This is a genomic window from Achromobacter sp. (assembly GCF_050285585.1).
GTDB lineage: Bacteria > Pseudomonadota > Gammaproteobacteria > Burkholderiales > Burkholderiaceae_B > Achromobacter.
The window spans coordinates 178,428-195,428 of the sequence record NZ_JBLZXF010000005.1 but is presented as its reverse complement, the minus strand read 5'-3'; the positions used below and the strand labels follow the sequence as shown (position 1 = coordinate 195,428).

Sequence of the window (17,001 nt, the reverse complement as noted above, 5' to 3'; positions counted from 1 at the left end):
AGGCCTAAGGGCGGTGCGTCATTGTAGACCGGGCGGGTGCGGAAACGGGGCCGGACGACCGCGCTAGTGCCTGCCGCGGGCGCCGCGGTATTGGCCGGGCGTGACGCCGATGGCGTCGCGGAAGACGCGCGACAGGTGGCTGGCATTGCCGAAGCCGCTGGCCTGGGCGATGCCGGCCAGGTCGCTCTTGCCGGTTTCCAGCAGGCTGCGGGCGCGCGCCAGGCGCCTGGCCCTGACCCAGGCGTGTGGCGGCTCGCCGAAAGACGCATGGAACATGCGGGCGAAGTGGTAGGTGGACAGCGCAGCCACGCCCGCCAGCCGGTCCAGGGTGAGCGGTTCGGCGAGATGCGCGTCCACGTAGTCCATGACGCGCCGGCGCGCGCCTGGGGCAAGCCCGCCTTTCACCGGCGCGCCGGCCTTGCGCGCGACGCCTTGGTTCAGCAGGTGGTGCAACACGGTTTCGCCGGCGCTGCTGGCAGCGAGACGGTCGGCGGGCTGGGCCCAGTCGGTGCCGAGCAATTGCCGGCAGACATCGATCAGCGAGTCATCGTGGATGTAGGTGCGGTCGCGCAATTCCAGCGTGCGGGGTTCGCAATCCAGCCGCATGACGGCCTCGCGCGCCAGGCGCTCGGGCGCGATGTACAGGTGCAGGAAATGCACCGTGTCGTTCATGCTCCAGCGCGAGTGGTGTTCGGCCGGCAGGACGCAGAACTTGCCGGCGCCGCCATGCAGCGAGTCCTGGCCCACGCGGAAAGACCGGTCGCCGCCTTGCAGGTACAGCGAGAGCGTGTGGTGGCCGGGCGTCTCGTAGCCGAGGGTTTCGCGGGCGCTGCGCGACCATTGCGAGATCGCGAGGCCTTCGCCCAGCGGGGCCGCGCGCTGCAGCGTCGCGGTCGAGCGCGACAGCGTGCGGAAGACGGAGAAATCGGACGGGGCCGAGGCAACGGAAACCATAGGATTGAAATGCTACTGCGATTGCTTGCCGAGGGGACGTTTTTTGCCCGGGAGCGCCCCGGCGGCAAGCAAAAACCGCAAGAAACGGCAATCCGGCGCGGGGCGGCAAGCGCACACTGGTGTTCCGGGCGGCCGCCGGGCCGCCGACTTTTCCCGTCCCTATTTCCGCCTTGCCGCAAGCCGCAACGTGAACCTTTCCCTGTATTTCCTCACCGTCTTGATCTGGGGCACCACCTGGATCGCCATCAAGCTCCAGCTGGGCGTGGTCGCCATTCCCGTGTCGATCTTCTACCGCTTCGCGCTGGCGGGCCTCATCCTGTTCGGAGCCCTGCTGCTGGCGCGCAAGCTGCAGCGGCTGGACCGGCGCGGGCACTGGCTGTGCGTAGGCCAGGGGCTGTGCCTGTTCTGCCTGAATTTCCTGTGCTTCTACACGGCGACGCAGTGGATACCCAGCGGCCTGGTGTCGGTGGTGTTTTCGGCGGCCACCCTGTGGAACGCGCTGAATGCCCGCCTCTGGTTCGGCACGCGCATCGCGCCTCGCGTCATGGTGGCCGGCGTGTTCGGCTTTGCCGGGCTCGTCCTGCTGTTCTGGCCGGAACTGGCCAGCCAGGAAGCCAGCCATGAAACGCTGTTGGGCCTGGGCTTCGCGCTCTTGGGGACCTTCTGCTTTTCCACCGGGAACATGCTGTCGTCCCTGCAGCAGCGCGCGGGCATCAGGCCGCTGACGGGCAATGCCTACAGCATGCTCTACGGCGCGGCCATCCTGCTGGCCGGCTGCGTGGCGGCGGGCCTGCCTTTCGATTTCGACGGTTCGGCCGCCTATGTGGGCGCGCTGCTCTACCTGGCCATGTTCGGATCGGTGGTCGGCTTCACCGCCTACCTGACGCTCGTCGGGCGGATGGGCCCGGCGCGCGCCGCCTACTGCACGGTGCTGTTCCCGGTCGTGGCCCTGAGCGTTTCGTCCTACGCCGAAGGCTATCAGTGGACGCCGTATGCATTGCTGGGCCTGGGCCTGGTGATGCTGGGCAACCTGCTGGTCTTCACGAAGTGGTCGCCCTTTGCGCGCCGCGCCCAGGCGGCTGGTTAGGCGGCCAGGCCGCGCAGCCCTTCCAGCAGCCGGTCGATTTCCGCGTCGCTGGTGAGGTAGCTGACCGACGCCCGCGCAATCTGCGTCAGCCCGCGGGCTTCCATGTCCAGCGGCGTGTAGGGCACGCCGTTGCTGCCGATGGTCACGCCTTGCGCGGCCATCGCGCGCTGCACCGACACGGCGTCGCGGCCCGCGAGATTGAAAGCCACCAGGCCCGAGCGTTCACGGCCCTGGTCCAGCACCGCGATGCCGGGGATGGCCGCCAATTCGGCCCGCAAGGACTGGGCGACGGCGTCGATGCGCGCGCGGATGGATTCCAGCCCGATGTCCAGGGCTTCCTGCAAGGCGTTGGCAAGGCCGCAGCGCAGCGCCAGCGAATTCTCCGCGGATTCCAGGCGCGCGGCGTCCTGGCGGAGCACGGGCTGGCCGTCCGGCCCCAGGGGGGCCGAGTGCGTGTCCACGAACGCGGGGGTCAGCATATCGAGGAAGCCTCGCCGCACATACAGCAGGCCGGTGCCGCGCGGGCCGCGCAACGCCTTGCGTCCCGCTCCGCTCAAGACGTCGCAGCCGATCCGGGCCACGTCCACCGGCACCTGGCCGACGGCTTGCGCGCCGTCCACGAAGTACGGGATGCCGTGCCGCCGCGCCACCTGCCCGATGGCGGCGGCAGGGTTGATCAATCCGCCGTTGGCGGGCAGCCAGGTCAGCGCGATCAGGCGCACCCTTTCGTCCAGCATCGCTTCCAGCGCCTGCGCGTCCACGCAGCCGCTATCGTCCGAAGGGATGGTTTCCAGCGTGGCGCCCGCGCGCTGCGCCGCGAGCCGCATCGCTGCCAGGTTTCCGCCCCATTCATGGCGGCCGACCAGAATGCGGTCGCCGGGCTTCCAGGCCGGCAGCGCGGCGAAAGCGGCGCCCCAGCCCGATGAGTTCCCGCCGGTCAGCGCGATCTCGTCAGGCTGGGCATTGAACAGCCGGGCGGTCAGCACGCGGGCCCTTTCCGTCTGTTCGCGCGAGGCCACGCCGGCCTCCATCGGCCCCAGCGTGGCTTCGCGGTGCAGATGCGAATGGATCGCCTGCAGCGTGGCGGCCGACGGGAGCGACGCGCCCGCGTGGTTGAAGTGGACGGTGGTTTGGGCGCCCGGGGTCAGGGCGCGCAGGGCCTGCACGGCGGCCGGGGTCAGGGAGGCGGACATGGCGGTTCCGGGACGCGGCGTCAAGCCTGCGCGAGGGCGACAACGGCTTCCACTTCCACGGCGACGCCCTGGGGCAGGGAGGCCACGCCGACCGCGCTGCGGGCATGGCGGCCTGCGTCGCCGAACACGTCCACCATCAGGTCGGAGGCGCCGTTGGCGACGGCGCTCTGGCGGTTGAAGTCCGGCGTGCTGGCCACGAACACGCCCAGGCGCACCACGCGCGCCACCCGGTCCAGCCGGTCGCCGGTGGCCGCGGCGATCTGCGACAGGACGCCCAGCGCGGACAGGCGCGCCGCTTGGACGCCGTCCGCGTCGGAGATCTGGTCGCCCAGGCGCCCGAGATACGCGGCCTTGCCGTCCTTGCGCGAGATCTGGCCGGAGATGTAGAGCAGATTGCCTTCCTGCACGCAGGAAACGTAGTTGGCGGCGGGAGCGGCGGCGGCTTCCAGGGCGAGGCCAAGTTCGGCCACGCGGCCGGAGATCGAACGGGTCATGAGGGGGCTCCTGTGCAGGGATCTAGTGGAAACCCCCATGCTATCGGCCGTGGCGCGCCGTGACCAATCAATTCTTGTGACGCATGTATGAGTAGAACTAATGCGTATCGCCGGGCGCCGCGGCCGCGTGCGTCAACCAGGCATGGAACCGCTGCGCCGCGTCGCCGAGCGCGCCGCGCGGCGTCACGAACCACCAGCCGATGCGCGGGGCCTCCAGCGTGGCGCCGGGCAGCGCCTCGACCAACGCGCCGCTGGCCAGCTGGGCCCCGATCAGGCGATGCCGGCCCATCGCCAGCCCCTGGCCCGCCAAGGCGGCCTCCACCACGATGTTGTAGTCGTGCAGGCGTACCGGCCGCGCGCGGCTCAGGTCCAGGCCGTAGCATTGCGCCCAGGCGTCCCATTCGAAGGGGTGCCTGGCGTGGGACGCCAGCAGGGGATAGCGCAGCAGGTCCTCCGCAGTTCGCGGGCGCTTCCTTCCCGCGATGAGCGCGGGGGCGCAGACGATGGACAGGCGCTCCGCCATCAGCAGCCGCGCCCGCACGCCGGGCCAGGCGCCCTGCCCGTAGCGTATCGCCACGTCGACCTCGCCGCCGGCGACGTCCGCCAGCGCGATGTCGGGCAGCAACTGCAAGTCGATGTCCGGGTGAGCGGCGGCGAATCCCGCCAGCCGCGGCGCGAGCCAGCGCGTGGCGAACGACGCCAGCAGGCCAACCCGCAGCTTCTTGCGCGCCGCCGCGGGCGCGCGGATGTCGTCCGTGCCCTGGCGCAGCAACTCGAATGCGGCGTGCACCCGCTCGTAGTAGGCCTGGCCCGCGGCGGTCAGGGTCACGGCGCGGGCGCGGCGTTCGAACAGCGCCACGCCCAGTTCCGTCTCTAGGCGCTGGATGTGGTGACTGATGGCGCTCTGCGTGACGAACAGCTCCTGCGCGGCCAGGGAGAAGCTCAGGCGCCGCGCGGCTGCTTCAAAGGCGCGCAGGGAAACCAGGGCGGGCAGGGATCGCGCAGAACGCATGGTGCAGGGGCAATCGCGGTGAGGGAATGCGCATCATCGTACTGCGCGGCGGGCGGGAAGCCGTCCGGAAATGCAAAAGGCCCGCAAACACGTTGCGGGCCCTTCAGTACTGCATTCTTTGGCTCCCCGAGCTGGGCTCGAACCAGCGACCTGCGGATTAACAGTCCGTCGCTCTACCGACTGAGCTATCGGGGAACAGGTAGAGGGGCCGAATTATGCACAAAATTCGCGAAGATTGCAAAACGGTCGGGGACGGAACGGCGCGGCCGCGTTGCGCGGGATTTCCCCGGCCGCAACCGCCGCGCGCCATCGCGTGTCCAGGTTGATTTAATTCATTCAAATGAATTAAATTGTAGGCTCAACCTTGTCAGGAGCGCAGCATGATCCAAATTCCCCCTCCTCTCTCTTTGGCCGAGCGCGACAGGCGCTGGCAGTTGGCGCGCCGGCTCATGCGCGAAGAGCGTCTTGACGCCCTGATCGTCTATGGCGACCGGGAGGCGGCAGCCCCGGCGGCGTTCGCGCCGGACTGCTACTTCACCAACGACCGGCCAGGATCGCTGGTGCTCTTCGTTGGCGAGGACGCGCCGCTGGTATTCACGTTCGCTTCCATGATGGTGGCCGACCATATCCAGGCCGCAATGCGCGGCGACCTGCAGTGGCTGGCGCCCGAGCAGTTGCGCGTGGGCAAGACCGGCCGCGATGCGGGCGCCTATTTGGCCAGCCGCGGCCTTGCCGGCGCGCGCGTCGGCATCATCGGCCTGGAGCCATACCCGCCCTTCTATTTCGATGGCGCCTTGCCCTGCCGCACGATGGAGGGATTGGCGGGCGCGCTTGCGCAGGCCGAGTTCGTGCCGGTGTATCGGGCATTCTTCGCATTGGCGTCTGTCAAGAGCGAAGAGGAATTGGGGCTTATCCGCTATGCCGCGCACATTGGCGAAGCCATGAGCGAAACCCTGCGCGCGACTGCTCGCCCGGGGGTATCCGAGGCAGAACTGGTCGCTGCCGTGACATCCACCTGCTTTTCCATGGGGGGATACACCGCCGAGATCCTGCTGGGGTCGGGGCCGGAGTATGTGGGCTGGGGCCCGCCGGCGTGGCAGTACCGTTCGCAGCGTCCTCGCGTATTGCGTGAGGGGGACGTCGTACTGTCTGAGATATTCGCCCTCTACGGCATGATGGAAACGCAGCATCAGGCCGCGGTGGCGGTCGGCGAAGTGCATCCGGACATCCTGCGCGCGGCGGCGGTCGCCCGCGAGTGCTACGAGCAGGGGTTGCGGGCGCTTCATGCCGGGAACACGTTCGGCGCCGTGGTGGACGCGATGGAGCGGCCGCTGCTGGAGGCGGGCGGCTGGCATGTGCATCCGCTGATACACAGCATCAATCCCTATGGGCCGGTGGGCTTTGGCACGGCGCCCGGCATAGAATGCCTACCTGAGGCCGGCCGGTATACGCAGTTGCAACGCCTGCCCACGGTCGCGCGCGAACTGGAGCTGAAGCCGGGTATGTGTTTCGCTTTTGAGCCCAACTGCGCTTTCGGGCGGCATGTGGCCAACGTTGGCGGCACCGTCATCGTGGGCGACACGGCTGGCGTGGAACTCAACCAGAACTCGACGAGATTGATGCAGGCAAGGTGGTAAACATGACGCCCCGCCTCACGGATACGATGAAGCCATCCACAGACGGTCATGCGGAACGCGCCCGCGAAACGCGCGACAAACTGATCGAGGCGGGGCTGTCGCTGTTCAGCCGATACGGGCTGGACGGCGTGCGCACGCGTGAACTGGCCGATACGGCGGGCGTGAATCAGTCCGCCATTCCCTATCATTTCGGCGGCAAGGACGGTGTATATGCCGCGGTCATCCGGCGCGTGGCGAACGGCATCGTCGAGCGCGCGGGCCTGGAGCGCATATTGGCCGAGCAGCCGTCCGGCGCGGCAGCCTCGGCGCGCGCACTGGAGGCGCTGATGCGGGCGTTCACGCGCGCGCTGCTGGACGGCGCCGCCGAATCCGTAAGCGGCAGCCTGCTGCTGGCGCGCGAACAGCTCCAGCCTTCGCCGATCTTTGACGAGACTTACGGGCAACTGTTCCAGCCGCTGCACGAGGCGGTGACGCAGCGGGTTGCCGGCATACGGGGCGACGCAGCGGACGATGCCCGCAATATCCTGCGCGCGCACGCCATTCTCGGCCAGGCAATCGCATTCGCGGTGGCCAGGCAGGCGCTATTGCGGCGCCTGGCCGTAAAGGCATTGCCGCAGGCCGTCGCGGACGAGATCGCGGTGCTGGTGGGCCGCATGGCGGTCGCGGCCGCCAAGGCCGGCTAGCGCCACGCCGCGCCGGTTGCCGTCTCAAATCGTCCTGCTCGGCCTGTGACAGGATGGACTGGCTGGTGGCGGTTATTGCCTGCGCGGCGATATCGACTTGGTCGTGAACGGCTTCGCCCACGGGCCAGCCTGACCTCGCCCCCCTGGCATTGGTGGCGCGCTTGGCGCGCACCGCGAAACCGCGCTGTTCGACCTGATCCACGATGCGGCTCATGACCGATTGTTCGATCAGGGTGCCTTTGCAGATCTCGCTGATGGTGGCGACGGCTCAGGTTGTACGGCAGATAGCCTGTTGGAGCCGCGCGCATTGGGCTGTGGCGTGGGCGCTGTATGGGCCAAGCTTGCCGCGATTTCCGGGCCGATGGCGATGACCCGGTTCGCGGGTGCGGGCCGTCATGGCATCGAGACCCGCGGGAAGGTGCTGGAAGAATGGGAGGCCTGACCGCCGTCACCAGCGCCAAGATCGAGCGATCGCGCGCGGGGAGCGCCTGCCAGTACGCCCGGACAAAAAAAACCCGCTTCGCCTCGGGCGCTGCGGGTTTCCATTCTGTTTGGGCTGCAAGCTTGGTGCCGGTGAAAGGAATCGAACCCTCGACCTTCTCATTACAAGTGAGCTGCTCTACCAACTGAGCTACACCGGCTTTGCCTGCGTGGCCTTGCACAGGGACCGCATTGTAATGAAAAAAATGCAGCCCCGGGCGTGGCCGTGCCTGCGCGGCGGCTATTTGACGATGGTCAGGCGCGGACGCTTGGGTTCGTCGCCGTCTCCGCCGTCGTCGCCGGGGGCGGCGGTCGCGTCGGAGCCTTCGGGCGCGGCGTCGGCCGCCGTGCCCTGGGCGCCGGCGGCTGGCGGTTCGTAGGGCTGCACTTCGAAGCCCATGCCGGCGCCGGTTTCGCGCGCGTAGATGGCGCTGACGGCGCCCACGGGAACGTAGACGTTTTCGGTCACGCCGCTGAAGCGGGCCTGGAATTCGATGAATTCATTGCCCAGCACCAGACGGTTGGTGGCCAGCGTGCCGACGTTCAGTGTGATCTGCCCGTCGCGCACATGGGCGACGGGCACCATGGTGTGCTCGTCGACCTGCACGGTGATGTACGGCGTGTAGCCGTTGTCGGTGCACCATTCATGCAGCGCGCGGATCAGATACGGTTTGGTCGAAGTTTCACCCATTGCGGAACAGCCTTAACGACGCATTACTTTTTCCGAAGGCGTCAGCGCTTCGATATAGGCCGGACGCGAGAAGATGCGTTCGGCGTACTTCTGCAGCGGCGCCGCGTTCTTGGGCAGCTCGATGCCGTAGTGGTCCAGGCGCCACAGCAGCGGGGCCACGGCCACGTCGAGCATGGAGAATTCCTCGCCCAGCATGTACTTGTTCTTCAGCAGCATGGGAGCCAGCTGAGCCAGGCGGTCGCGGATGTTCTGGCGGGCGTTGGCCAGCTTCTTTTCGTCGGGCTTGGCGCTGCGGTCTTCGAGCGTCGAGACGTGGACGAACAGTTCCTTTTCGAAGTTGTAGAGGAACAGGCGCGTGCGGGCGCGCATGACCGGGTCGGCGGGCATGAGCTGCGGGTGGGGGAAGCGCTCGTCGATGTACTCGTTGATGATGTTCGACTCGTACAGGACCAGGTCGCGCTCGACCAGAATGGGCACTTGACCGTACGGATTCATCACCGAGATGTCTTCGGGCTTGTTGTACAGGTCGATGTCGCGGATCTCGAAATCCATGCCTTTTTCGAACAACACGAAACGGCAGCGTTGCGAAAACGGACACGTGGTTCCGGAATAGAGCACCATCATGGCGGTAAGTCCTTTATGAAAAACGAAAGGCCAGCGCCTTAATCTAGCAGGCGCTGGCCCCAATTGCCAGGCGGGATAGGCGTACGGCCCTATCCGCCGATTCCGTCCCCATTTACAACCGGGGACGGCAAAAAAACCTGGCGGGGCTTGCGGTTAGCGCACGTGTTTCCAGTACGAGGCATTCAGGCGCCAGGTAACCAGGAAGAACAGCAGCAGGAACAACATGACGCCGACACCGAGGCGAACGCGGAACGTCTGGACGGGCTCGGCCATCCAGGACATGAACGCGGTCAGATCGGCGATGTCGTTGTCGTATGTTGCGACTTGGGCCGGGTTGGCGGCCTTGAATTTGGCATCGAAGGTGGCATGGCCGTGGTAGTTGGCTACCGGTTCGGCCTTGACCGTGGAAAAACCTTGTGCATCGTACACCGTCGTGACCCGTTCCCAGGTCTTGGGCGCGCCTTCCTTGCCTTCGACCTCGTGCATGGCGACGGTCGTGAGCTCGCGCGGACCCTGGCGTTCCCAGAGCGCGTGGGGCATGCCCACGGCCGGGAAGACCAGATTGTTCCAGCCCGTGGCGCGCGACGTGTCGCGGTAGAAGGTGCGCAGGTAGGTGTAGATGTAGTCGGAACCCGAGGGGCCGGCGTTCACGGACTTGGCGCGGGCGATCACGGACAAATCCGGGGGCGTCGTGCCAAACCACTGCTTGGCGTCCTTCGGGGTCATGGCGACGGTCATCATGTCGCCGACCTTTTCGCCGGTGAACAGCAGGCTTTCCTTGATTTGCTGGTCGGTCAGCCCGATGTCCTTGAGCTTGTTGTAACGCATCGAGGACGCGCTATGGCAGTTCAGGCAGTAGTTGACGAACAGCTTGGCTCCGTTCTGCAGCGACGACATGTCGTTGACGCGGTACGGGGCCTTGTCCAGCGGGAATCCGCCTTCGGCGGCGAAAGTGGAGGTGCATGCGAGCAACAAGGCCACGGCACCAATCAGCTTCTTGATCATGGTTAATCCGTTATCTGGTGGGCTCAGTGGGCGTGGAACGTAACGCGCTCGGGCACTTTCTTGAAGGTGCCAAGGCGGCTCCAGACCGGCATCATGAAGAAGAATGCCAGGTACAGAAGCGTGCCGATCTGCGACGTGATGTTCAACGGCGGACTGGGCGGCTGCGTACCGATGTAGCCGAGCACCAGGAAATTGACCATGAAGATGCCGTAGATCCACTTGTGCCACGTGGGACGGTAGCGGATCGACTTGACCGGGGAGTGGTCCAGCCACGGCAGGAAGAACAGGATGACCACGGTGCCGCCCATGGCGACCACGCCCCAGAACTTGGCGTCGATCACGCGCAGCAGCACGGCCACGACGATCAGGATGCCGGGGATGGCGACGCGCATGACGCCTTTCAGGTTGCTCTTGACGAGCAGCGCGATGGCGCCCAGCACCGAGGCGCCAGCCAGCACCCAGGTGAACTCGTCGGTGGTGGCGCGCAGCATCGAGTAGAACGGCGTGAAGTACCACACCGGAGCGATGTGCGGAGGCGTCTTCAGCGAGTCGGCCGGGATGAAGTTGTTGAACTCCAGGAAGTAGCCGCCCATTTCCGGCGCGAAGAACACGATGAACGCGAACACCAGCAGGAAGCCCGCCACGCCCATCAGATCATGCACCGAATAGAAGGGATGGAACGGGATGCCGTCTTTCGGGCGTCCGTACTTGTCCTTCGGGCCTTGCTTGATCTCGATGCCGTCCGGGTTGTTCGAGCCGACCTCGTGCAGCGCCACCAGGTGGGCGGCGACCAGGCCCACCAGCACCAGCGGGATGGCGATGACGTGGAAGGCGAAGAAGCGGTTCAGGGTGGCGTCCGACACGACGTAGTCGCCGCGGATCCAGATCGACAGTTCGGGGCCGATGAACGGAATGGCCGAGAACAGGTTCACGATCACCTGGGCGCCCCAGTAGGACATCTGGCCCCAGGGCAGCAGGTAGCCGAAGAAGGCTTCCGCCATCAGACAGAGGAAGATCGCGACGCCGAAGATCCACACGAGCTCGCGCGGCTTGCGATAGGAGCCGTAGAGCAGCCCGCGCAGCATGTGCAGGTACACGACGACGAAGAACATCGACGCGCCGGTGGAGTGCATGTAGCGCACCAGCCAGCCCCACGGGACTTCGCGCATGATGTATTCGACGGATTGGAACGCGCGTTCGGCATCCGGCTTGTAGTGCATGACCAGGAAAATGCCGGTCACGATCTGCAACACCAGCACCAGCAGGGCCAGTGAACCAAAGAAATACCAGAAGTTGAAGTTCTTCGGTGCGTAGTATTCGGACAGATGGGCTTTCCAGGTGGAGGTCACCGGGAAGCGCCGGTCCAGCCAGCCCAACAGGCCTGTCGTCTCGACGGTTTTCTCGCCAGCCATGTAACGGCTCCTTCTCTAATACGTGGCGTATTTGTTTTACTTACGTAATTAAAAAAGCGCGACGCGAGCGTCAGGCCTTGTTGTCTTCATCGACACCCACGATGATGCGGGTATCGCTGAGATATTGGTACGGCGGAACTTCGAGGTTGTCGGGAGCGGGCTTGTTCTTGTAGACCCGGCCGGCCAGGTCGAACGTCGAGCCGTGGCAGGGGCAGAGGAATCCGCCTTGCCAGTTGGCGCCCATGCCGCCGCCCTTTTCGAAGTGCGCGGTAGGCGAGCAGCCCAGATGGGTACAGATGCCGACGCAGACGAAGAGCTCGGGCTTGCGCGAGCGGCCTTCGTTTTCGGCGTATGCGGGAGTGAAGCCAGGCCGCTTGGAATCGGGATCGGCCAGCAGGGCGTCCTGGGTCTTGAGGCCGGCGATCTGTTCGGGAGACCGGTGGATGATCCAGACCGGCTTGCCGCGCCACTCGACCGTTTTCATGGAGCCGACGGGAATGTCGCCGACGTCCACTTCCACGGGCGCCCCGGCCGCGCGGGCCTTTTCAGAGGGGGAAAACGTGCTCACCAACGGTATTGCCGTTGCGACACCTGCTACGCCACCCACAGCACAGGCGGTGGTTACCCAGAAACGTCGCGAAGGATCGGGCGGCAGATTTGGATCAACCGCACCGTCATCATCATGCACCAGCGTATCCTGACTCATCTTCCTATCCTTGTTGATGCGCCCGCTCTACGAGTAGCATCACTTCTGCGGCATCGGCTTCGCGGGAATATGTAACAACATAGCAACCGCGTATTATAGCGCCAGCCCACTGGGGGGCGTATCACGAAGGGAGTGCTTTTATGAGCAAAGCGACTGGTTTCGTCAAAGAATTTCGAGATTTCGCTGTAAAAGGCAACGCGGTGGACCTCGCGGTCGGTGTCATCATCGGCGCGGCGTTCGGCAAAATCGTCGATTCGCTGGTCAAGGACATCGTCATGCCGCTGGTCAATTTCGTGCTTGGCGGTTCGGTCGATTTTTCAAACAAGTTCCTGGTCCTGTCGATGCCGGACGGCTATAGCGGCCCGATGACCTACGCCGACCTCACCAAGGCGGGCGCCAACGTCTTCGCGTGGGGGAACTTCGTCACGATCATCATCAACTTCGTGTTGCTGGCCTTCGTGATCTTCTGGATGGTCAAGGCCATCTACAAGGCCCGCACCAAGGCCGAGGAAGCGCCGGCCGCGCCTGCCGCGACGCCCGAGGACGTCGCCCTGTTGCGCGAAATCCGCGACCTGCTCAAGAAATAGCCGGAAAGGCCCCGGGGCTCCGGCCTAGGCGCATGCCCGCCAGGCCTGAGCCCCGCAAGCGGGCCTAGCCCGCAGCCATTTGCCGCTCGACGCGGCGCGCGAACATGGCGAAGCTCGCGCGGACGATGCTCGGCTTGAGCAGGAAGTCGTGGGATTCGGCGGCCAGTTCGTCATTGACCGGTTTCACTTCCCCGTATGCGGCCGCGGCCAGCAGCTGATTGCGCGCCGCGCGCTCAATCAGCACCGACAGGTACAGCGCCTCTTCCACGGACGTCCCGGCAGCCAGGAAACCATGGTTCGCCAGCAGGATGCTCCGCTTGTCGCCCAATGCTCCCGAAATGATTTCGCCCTCCTGGTCGGCGATGGGGAGCCCGGGCCATTCCTTCAGGTGGGCGCAATCGTTGTGGAAAGGCGTCGCATCCATGTGCGAAACGACCAGCGGCTTGCCCGTCATGGACAGGGTCGACACATACGGCGGGTGAGTGTGGATGATGCAATGCACGTCCGGGCGGTGGCGGTACACCCAGAAATGGAACCGCACGGCGGGGTTGGGCGTGCCCGGGCCTTCCAGCACCTCCATGCCCTCATTGATGCGAATGACGGTGCCGGGGACGATTTCGTCGAACGCATGGGCCATCGGCGTCGTGAGGAACGTGCCGTCCTCGTTGCGCACGGTAATCTGGCCGGCCAGGGTTTCCGAATGACCTTCGCTGGCGAGAATGCGGCAGCTCAACGCCACCTTCTCCTTCTCGCCCCAATTCCCGAAATCGAGCTTGTTCGCGGAGCGCGCGAAGAAGGCGTCGGAATGGGCTTGTTTGTCTAGCATGGGGTCTCCTTGGGGATAATGACTCAATTACACGCCCGCCTTCGCTCCAATCGATTGACCGATCACGAATGCGGGTTGACTCATTGCGACAGGAGCGCACGCGCCTGCCGGCCGTCGCGGGCCGGGCTGATAGAGTGCTCCAAGCCATGTCACGCGCCAGCCGAACGATGAATCCACCCGCCCGGTCCGCCTCACCCGAGATCGATCTCAACTTCGCTCCCCTGTTTCGTCCCTTCTACGCGCAGGAGATTTCCGGATACCAGCGCGAACTGGACAAGCTGATCCTGCCAGGGGAATTCCGGGCGCTCACCGAGCAGCCGAGGCTGCAATTGCAGGCCTGTCGCCTGCGCGCCGGGGGATTGGTCGTGAGCCTGGAGGCCACGCCGATTTGCGTGAACCACCGCGCGGAGCACGCCGCCGATCCGCAACACGCGGAATTCCTGGCGAGCTTCGTGATCGCGGGGCACGGCGTCATCGTGCAGAACGAAGCCACGCTGCTCCTGGAGCCCGGCGACATCATTTTCCGCACCACCGCGCTTCCCTCCGAGATCCACATGCTGACCGATTCGCGGCTCGTGGTGATCAAGGGGCCCTTGTCGCGCCTGCTGGGGGCGCATAGCGCCGCGATGGCCCAGTTCACCGCGCAGCGCGCCGCCGCCGGCCTGCCCATGGTGCAGACCGCCCACCGCTGCCTGCACCACGTTTTCTTCGATAAGGCGGAATCCAATCCCACGTCGTCGCTGTTTGCCGAACAGGCGCTGCTTGCCCTGCTCGCCTCCATCTATACCAGCCAGGCCCTGGAGAAGATTCCCGGCGTCGTGCGTGCGCCTGCCGATAACTGGCAGATCCTGGCCAGCTATATCGAGGCCCACATCACCGACCCGGAACTCTCGGTCCAGGCGGTGGCGGACGTGCTGCGCGTGTCGCCCCGCTGGGTGCACCGGCTTTTCAAGATGCGCGCGCTGCAATACACCAGCTATGTGCGCGAACGCCGCCTGCAGCTGGCCAGGGAGGCGCTGGAGGATCCGAGGCGCCGGCACGTCGAGGTGAAGGACATCGCCGTCTCTTGCGGTTTCCAGCATACGAGCCATTTCATCCGCCGTTTCCATGAGCGCTTCGGAATGCCTCCCGCCCTCTACCGCAAGACGGCGAGGGCGGACGAAGGCCCTGCCTAGGTCGGGCAAGGCGCCGCCGCTTCGTCGCTTCAGGCGCGGCGCGCGTCCTGTGGCGTCGGCGCCATGAGAAAGGCCGAGGTGCCGGCGACGACGCCGAGAAACGCCAGGTAGATGCCGACGGGAAGAATGCTGTCGAACGTCTGGACCAGCGTGGCCGAGATGAGCGGCGCCAGCCCGCCTCCGATGGCGGCGGAGAACTGGACCCCGATGGATAGTCCGGAATAGCGCAGTTCCGCGGGGAACTGCACGCTGTAGAGGCTCGACTGCGGCGCGATCATGATCGCGTAGTTGAATGCCATGGCGATGAAGACGGCAATGCTGTATGCCACGAGCGAGCCGCTGCCCACGGCGAGAAAGATGGGGATGGCCATGATGCCCAGCAGCATCCCGCCCCAACCGCAGACGCGGCGCGCGCCGATGCGATCGCCCAGCATGCCGAAGAGCGGAATGGTGAACATCAGCACGCCGGCGCCGTACAGCAAGGCATGCAACGCGTCGGTCCGGCTGAATCCCAGCTTCGACACGGCATAGGACACCGAGAACACAAGAAACGTGTAGATGAGCGTCACTTCGGCGATCTTGCAGCCGATGCACAGGATGAGGGACTTGCCGTGCGCGCGCAGCAGTTCGCCCAGCGGCACCTTTTCTTCGAGAGGCTGCCTGGCCTGGGCCTTCTCGCGCTTGACCTGCTCGAATTCCGGCGATTCATCGATGCCCTGGCGGATGAAAAGGCCCACGACGATAAGCACGGCGCTCGCGAGGAACGGCAGGCGCCAGCCCCAGGAAAGAAAGTCGGCCTCGGGCAGCCGCGTTACCAGCGCGAAGGCGCCCACGGAAAGCAGGATGCCCAGGGGCGCGCCCACCAGAGGCAGGCTGCCGAAAAAAGCCTTCCACTTCGGCGGCGCGTGTTCGACGGCCATCAGCATGGCGCCTCCCATTTCCCCGCCGAACGACAGCCCCTGTCCGATCCGCAGCACGACCAGAAGCACCGCCGCCGAGATGCCGATCTGTTCATAGGTCGGCAATAGTCCGATGAGCACCGTACAGATGCCCATCAGCAGCAGGCTCAGCGTCAGCATCGACTTGCGTCCGATGCGGTCGCCGAAGTGGCCGAACAGGATGCCGCCGATGGGCCGGGCGAGCATGCCGCTGGCAAAGGCGCCAAAGGCCGCGAGCGTTCCCGTGACGGGGTCGAACTGCGGAAAGAACAGCTTGTTGAACACCAGGGCGGCGGCCGTTCCGTAAGCGAGGAAGTCGAAGGCCTCCACGGCGGTGCCGACGACCGTGGCGACGGCGATGCGGAACAGATTCGGTTTCTTGTGCGGCCGGGAAAGGGGCTCTGCGGCCTGAATGGCGTCCATGGGGTCTCCTCCTTGATATTTATCGGTATGTGTCGGTGTGGGCCGTCTACGGGCCGGGCGGGACATAGCCCGGCAATTGGCGGATGCGCTGCCGCCACGCCGCGATGGCCGGGTAGGACGCGATGTCGATGGCGGCTTCCTCGGCCAGCGCCAGGTAGCCGTAGCACGCGATGTCGGCCACGGTCGGCGCATCGCCTCCGGCCAGCCAGCCACGTTCGGCCAGGCGCTTGTCCATGCGGCGCAGGACCCGTTCGGTGCGGCGTTCCATGCCGGGCACATCCAGCAGCGCCTCGCTCACGCCCAGGTGGTGCGCGGCTTCGGCGTTGCTGACCACGCGCGTCAGCCGCAGGGGCTGCAGGCTGTTCGCGATTTCGTTGGCGGATACCGATATCCAGGCATACATGGCGCCAAGGTGGGGCTGGGGCGCGAGCCACCCGGGCGCGTACTGGTGGGCAAGATGGAGAAGAATGGCGTGGCTGTCCCAGATGGCAAGGCCGTTGTCGACAAGCGCGGGAACCTGCTGGAACGCGCTGATGCGCGCGAATTCCTCGGTTTGGTTCCCGCGCGCCAGGACGTCGACAAAAACGCTCTGATACTCCTTGCCGATAAGGGCAAGAAAGAGCCGGACCTTATAGCAGTTGCCGGAGCGCGGGTGGTCGTGGAGAGTCAGCATTCTTGGGGATCCGCATGAGGAGCGTCCGGCCGGGCAAGGCCGGATCGCGAGCCGATGCATGGAATGCTAGGGCGCGGTGCTCCCGCCCGGGTTGACAGGGAGAGAACCGCGATTGACCGGATGCGACGCGCAACGGCGTCCAGGCGGCCCCGGCCGCCGGAAATGAAAAAAGCGCCCCGCAGGGCGCTCATCACGCGATGCCCCCGCCAGCGCCGTCAGGAGCGCGGCGTGGGGGCGCCGTCCCACCGCCGGGCCGCCCCAAGGTGGGACAGACCCCTCGGGCGGCAGCTAGCGCCGTCAGGAGCGCGGGGTGGGGGGCGCCGTCCCACCGCCGGGCCGCCCCAAGGTGGGACAGCCCCCTCGGGGGGCAGCTAGCTCCGTCAGGAGCGCGGCGTGGGGGC

At 65.9% G+C, this 17,001-nt stretch carries 17 protein-coding genes and 2 tRNA genes; 5 read left to right on the top strand and 14 right to left on the bottom strand.

What is annotated here, in order from left to right:
* Positions 1–63: 63 nt before the first annotated feature.
* Positions 64–954, bottom strand: coding sequence for a helix-turn-helix domain-containing protein (locus ACN6PJ_RS10060; protein WP_427995716.1), 891 nt, complete (start codon positions 952–954; stop codon positions 64–66).
* Positions 955–1,141: 187 nt separating this feature from the next.
* Here ACN6PJ_RS10060 and ACN6PJ_RS10055 point away from each other — a divergent pair, with 187 nt between their 5' ends.
* Positions 1,142–2,041, top strand: coding sequence for a DMT family transporter (locus tag ACN6PJ_RS10055; RefSeq protein WP_427995715.1), 900 nt, complete (start codon positions 1,142–1,144; stop codon positions 2,039–2,041).
* On the opposite strand, the gene ACN6PJ_RS10050 is transcribed toward ACN6PJ_RS10055, so the two are convergent.
* The 4 genes from ACN6PJ_RS10050 to ACN6PJ_RS10035 form a co-directional block, all read right to left on the bottom strand.
* Entirely contained in the window at positions 2,038–3,234 is a 1,197-nt protein-coding gene (locus ACN6PJ_RS10050) for an aminotransferase class V-fold PLP-dependent enzyme (RefSeq protein WP_427995714.1), read from the bottom strand. The two genes, ACN6PJ_RS10055 and ACN6PJ_RS10050, sit on opposite strands and share 4 nt — an antisense overlap.
* A gap of 20 nt (positions 3,235–3,254) precedes the next feature.
* A complete protein-coding gene (locus tag ACN6PJ_RS10045; RefSeq protein WP_427995713.1) occupies positions 3,255–3,728 on the bottom strand; it encodes a RidA family protein in 474 nt (157 codons plus the stop codon).
* 97 nt (positions 3,729–3,825) lie between these two features.
* Positions 3,826–4,740 carry a transcriptional regulator GcvA gene (gcvA, locus tag ACN6PJ_RS10040; protein WP_427995712.1) on the bottom strand — a complete coding sequence of 305 codons (915 nt, stop codon included), beginning with the start codon at positions 4,738–4,740 and terminating at the stop codon, positions 3,826–3,828.
* Positions 4,741–4,859: 119 nt separating this feature from the next.
* Positions 4,860–4,935: transfer RNA gene (locus tag ACN6PJ_RS10035), tRNA-Asn, on the bottom strand.
* 185 nt (positions 4,936–5,120) lie between these two features.
* On the opposite strand from ACN6PJ_RS10035, the gene ACN6PJ_RS10030 reads away from it, so the two are divergent.
* Positions 5,121–6,377, top strand: coding sequence for a M24 family metallopeptidase (locus ACN6PJ_RS10030; protein WP_427995711.1), 1,257 nt, complete (start codon positions 5,121–5,123; stop codon positions 6,375–6,377).
* Between the two features lie 26 nt (positions 6,378–6,403).
* Entirely contained in the window at positions 6,404–7,060 is a 657-nt protein-coding gene (locus tag ACN6PJ_RS10025; RefSeq protein WP_427995710.1) for a CerR family C-terminal domain-containing protein, read from the top strand.
* 565 nt (positions 7,061–7,625) lie between these two features.
* Here the strand turns inward: ACN6PJ_RS10025 and ACN6PJ_RS10020 are convergent.
* From ACN6PJ_RS10020 to petA, 6 genes are all read right to left on the bottom strand, one after another.
* Positions 7,626–7,701, bottom strand: a tRNA-Thr gene (locus ACN6PJ_RS10020).
* An 80-nt stretch (positions 7,702–7,781) separates the two neighbouring features.
* Positions 7,782–8,231 carry a ClpXP protease specificity-enhancing factor gene (locus ACN6PJ_RS10015; protein ID WP_427995709.1) on the bottom strand — a complete coding sequence of 150 codons (450 nt, stop codon included), beginning with the start codon at positions 8,229–8,231 and terminating at the stop codon, positions 7,782–7,784.
* 12 nt (positions 8,232–8,243) lie between these two features.
* The gene (locus tag ACN6PJ_RS10010) at positions 8,244–8,855 is read right to left on the bottom strand and encodes a glutathione S-transferase N-terminal domain-containing protein (protein WP_006388039.1); all 612 of its coding nucleotides are present in this window, start codon (positions 8,853–8,855) and stop codon (positions 8,244–8,246) included.
* 153 nt (positions 8,856–9,008) lie between these two features.
* Positions 9,009–9,860, bottom strand: coding sequence for a cytochrome c1 (locus ACN6PJ_RS10005; protein ID WP_043545068.1), 852 nt, complete (start codon positions 9,858–9,860; stop codon positions 9,009–9,011).
* Between the two features lie 23 nt (positions 9,861–9,883).
* On the bottom strand, positions 9,884–11,272 hold the full coding sequence (locus ACN6PJ_RS10000) for a cytochrome b (RefSeq protein WP_427995708.1): 1,389 nt from the start codon (positions 11,270–11,272) through the stop codon (positions 9,884–9,886).
* Positions 11,273–11,342: 70 nt separating this feature from the next.
* The gene (petA, locus tag ACN6PJ_RS09995; RefSeq protein WP_427995707.1) at positions 11,343–11,978 is read right to left on the bottom strand and encodes a ubiquinol-cytochrome c reductase iron-sulfur subunit; all 636 of its coding nucleotides are present in this window, start codon (positions 11,976–11,978) and stop codon (positions 11,343–11,345) included.
* Positions 11,979–12,118: 140 nt separating this feature from the next.
* Here petA and mscL point away from each other — a divergent pair, with 140 nt between their 5' ends.
* Positions 12,119–12,565, top strand: a complete 447-nt coding sequence (gene mscL, locus ACN6PJ_RS09990; protein WP_043545060.1) for a large conductance mechanosensitive channel protein MscL — start codon at positions 12,119–12,121, stop codon at positions 12,563–12,565.
* 64 nt (positions 12,566–12,629) lie between these two features.
* Here mscL and ACN6PJ_RS09985 read toward each other — a convergent pair whose 3' ends face one another.
* Entirely contained in the window at positions 12,630–13,391 is a 762-nt protein-coding gene (locus ACN6PJ_RS09985; protein WP_427995706.1) for an aldolase, read from the bottom strand.
* Positions 13,392–13,558: 167 nt separating this feature from the next.
* Here ACN6PJ_RS09985 and ACN6PJ_RS09980 point away from each other — a divergent pair, with 167 nt between their 5' ends.
* Positions 13,559–14,566 carry an AraC family transcriptional regulator gene (locus ACN6PJ_RS09980; RefSeq protein ID WP_427995705.1) on the top strand — a complete coding sequence of 336 codons (1,008 nt, stop codon included), beginning with the start codon at positions 13,559–13,561 and terminating at the stop codon, positions 14,564–14,566.
* A 29-nt stretch (positions 14,567–14,595) separates the two neighbouring features.
* Here the strand turns inward: ACN6PJ_RS09980 and ACN6PJ_RS09975 are convergent, their stop codons facing one another.
* Both ACN6PJ_RS09975 and ACN6PJ_RS09970 read right to left on the bottom strand, forming a co-directional pair.
* Positions 14,596–15,927 carry an MFS transporter gene (locus tag ACN6PJ_RS09975; protein ID WP_427995704.1) on the bottom strand — a complete coding sequence of 444 codons (1,332 nt, stop codon included), beginning with the start codon at positions 15,925–15,927 and terminating at the stop codon, positions 14,596–14,598.
* Positions 15,928–15,973: 46 nt separating this feature from the next.
* Positions 15,974–16,600, bottom strand: coding sequence for a glutathione S-transferase family protein (locus ACN6PJ_RS09970; protein ID WP_427995703.1), 627 nt, complete (start codon positions 16,598–16,600; stop codon positions 15,974–15,976).
* Positions 16,601–17,001: the final 401 nt, after the last annotated feature.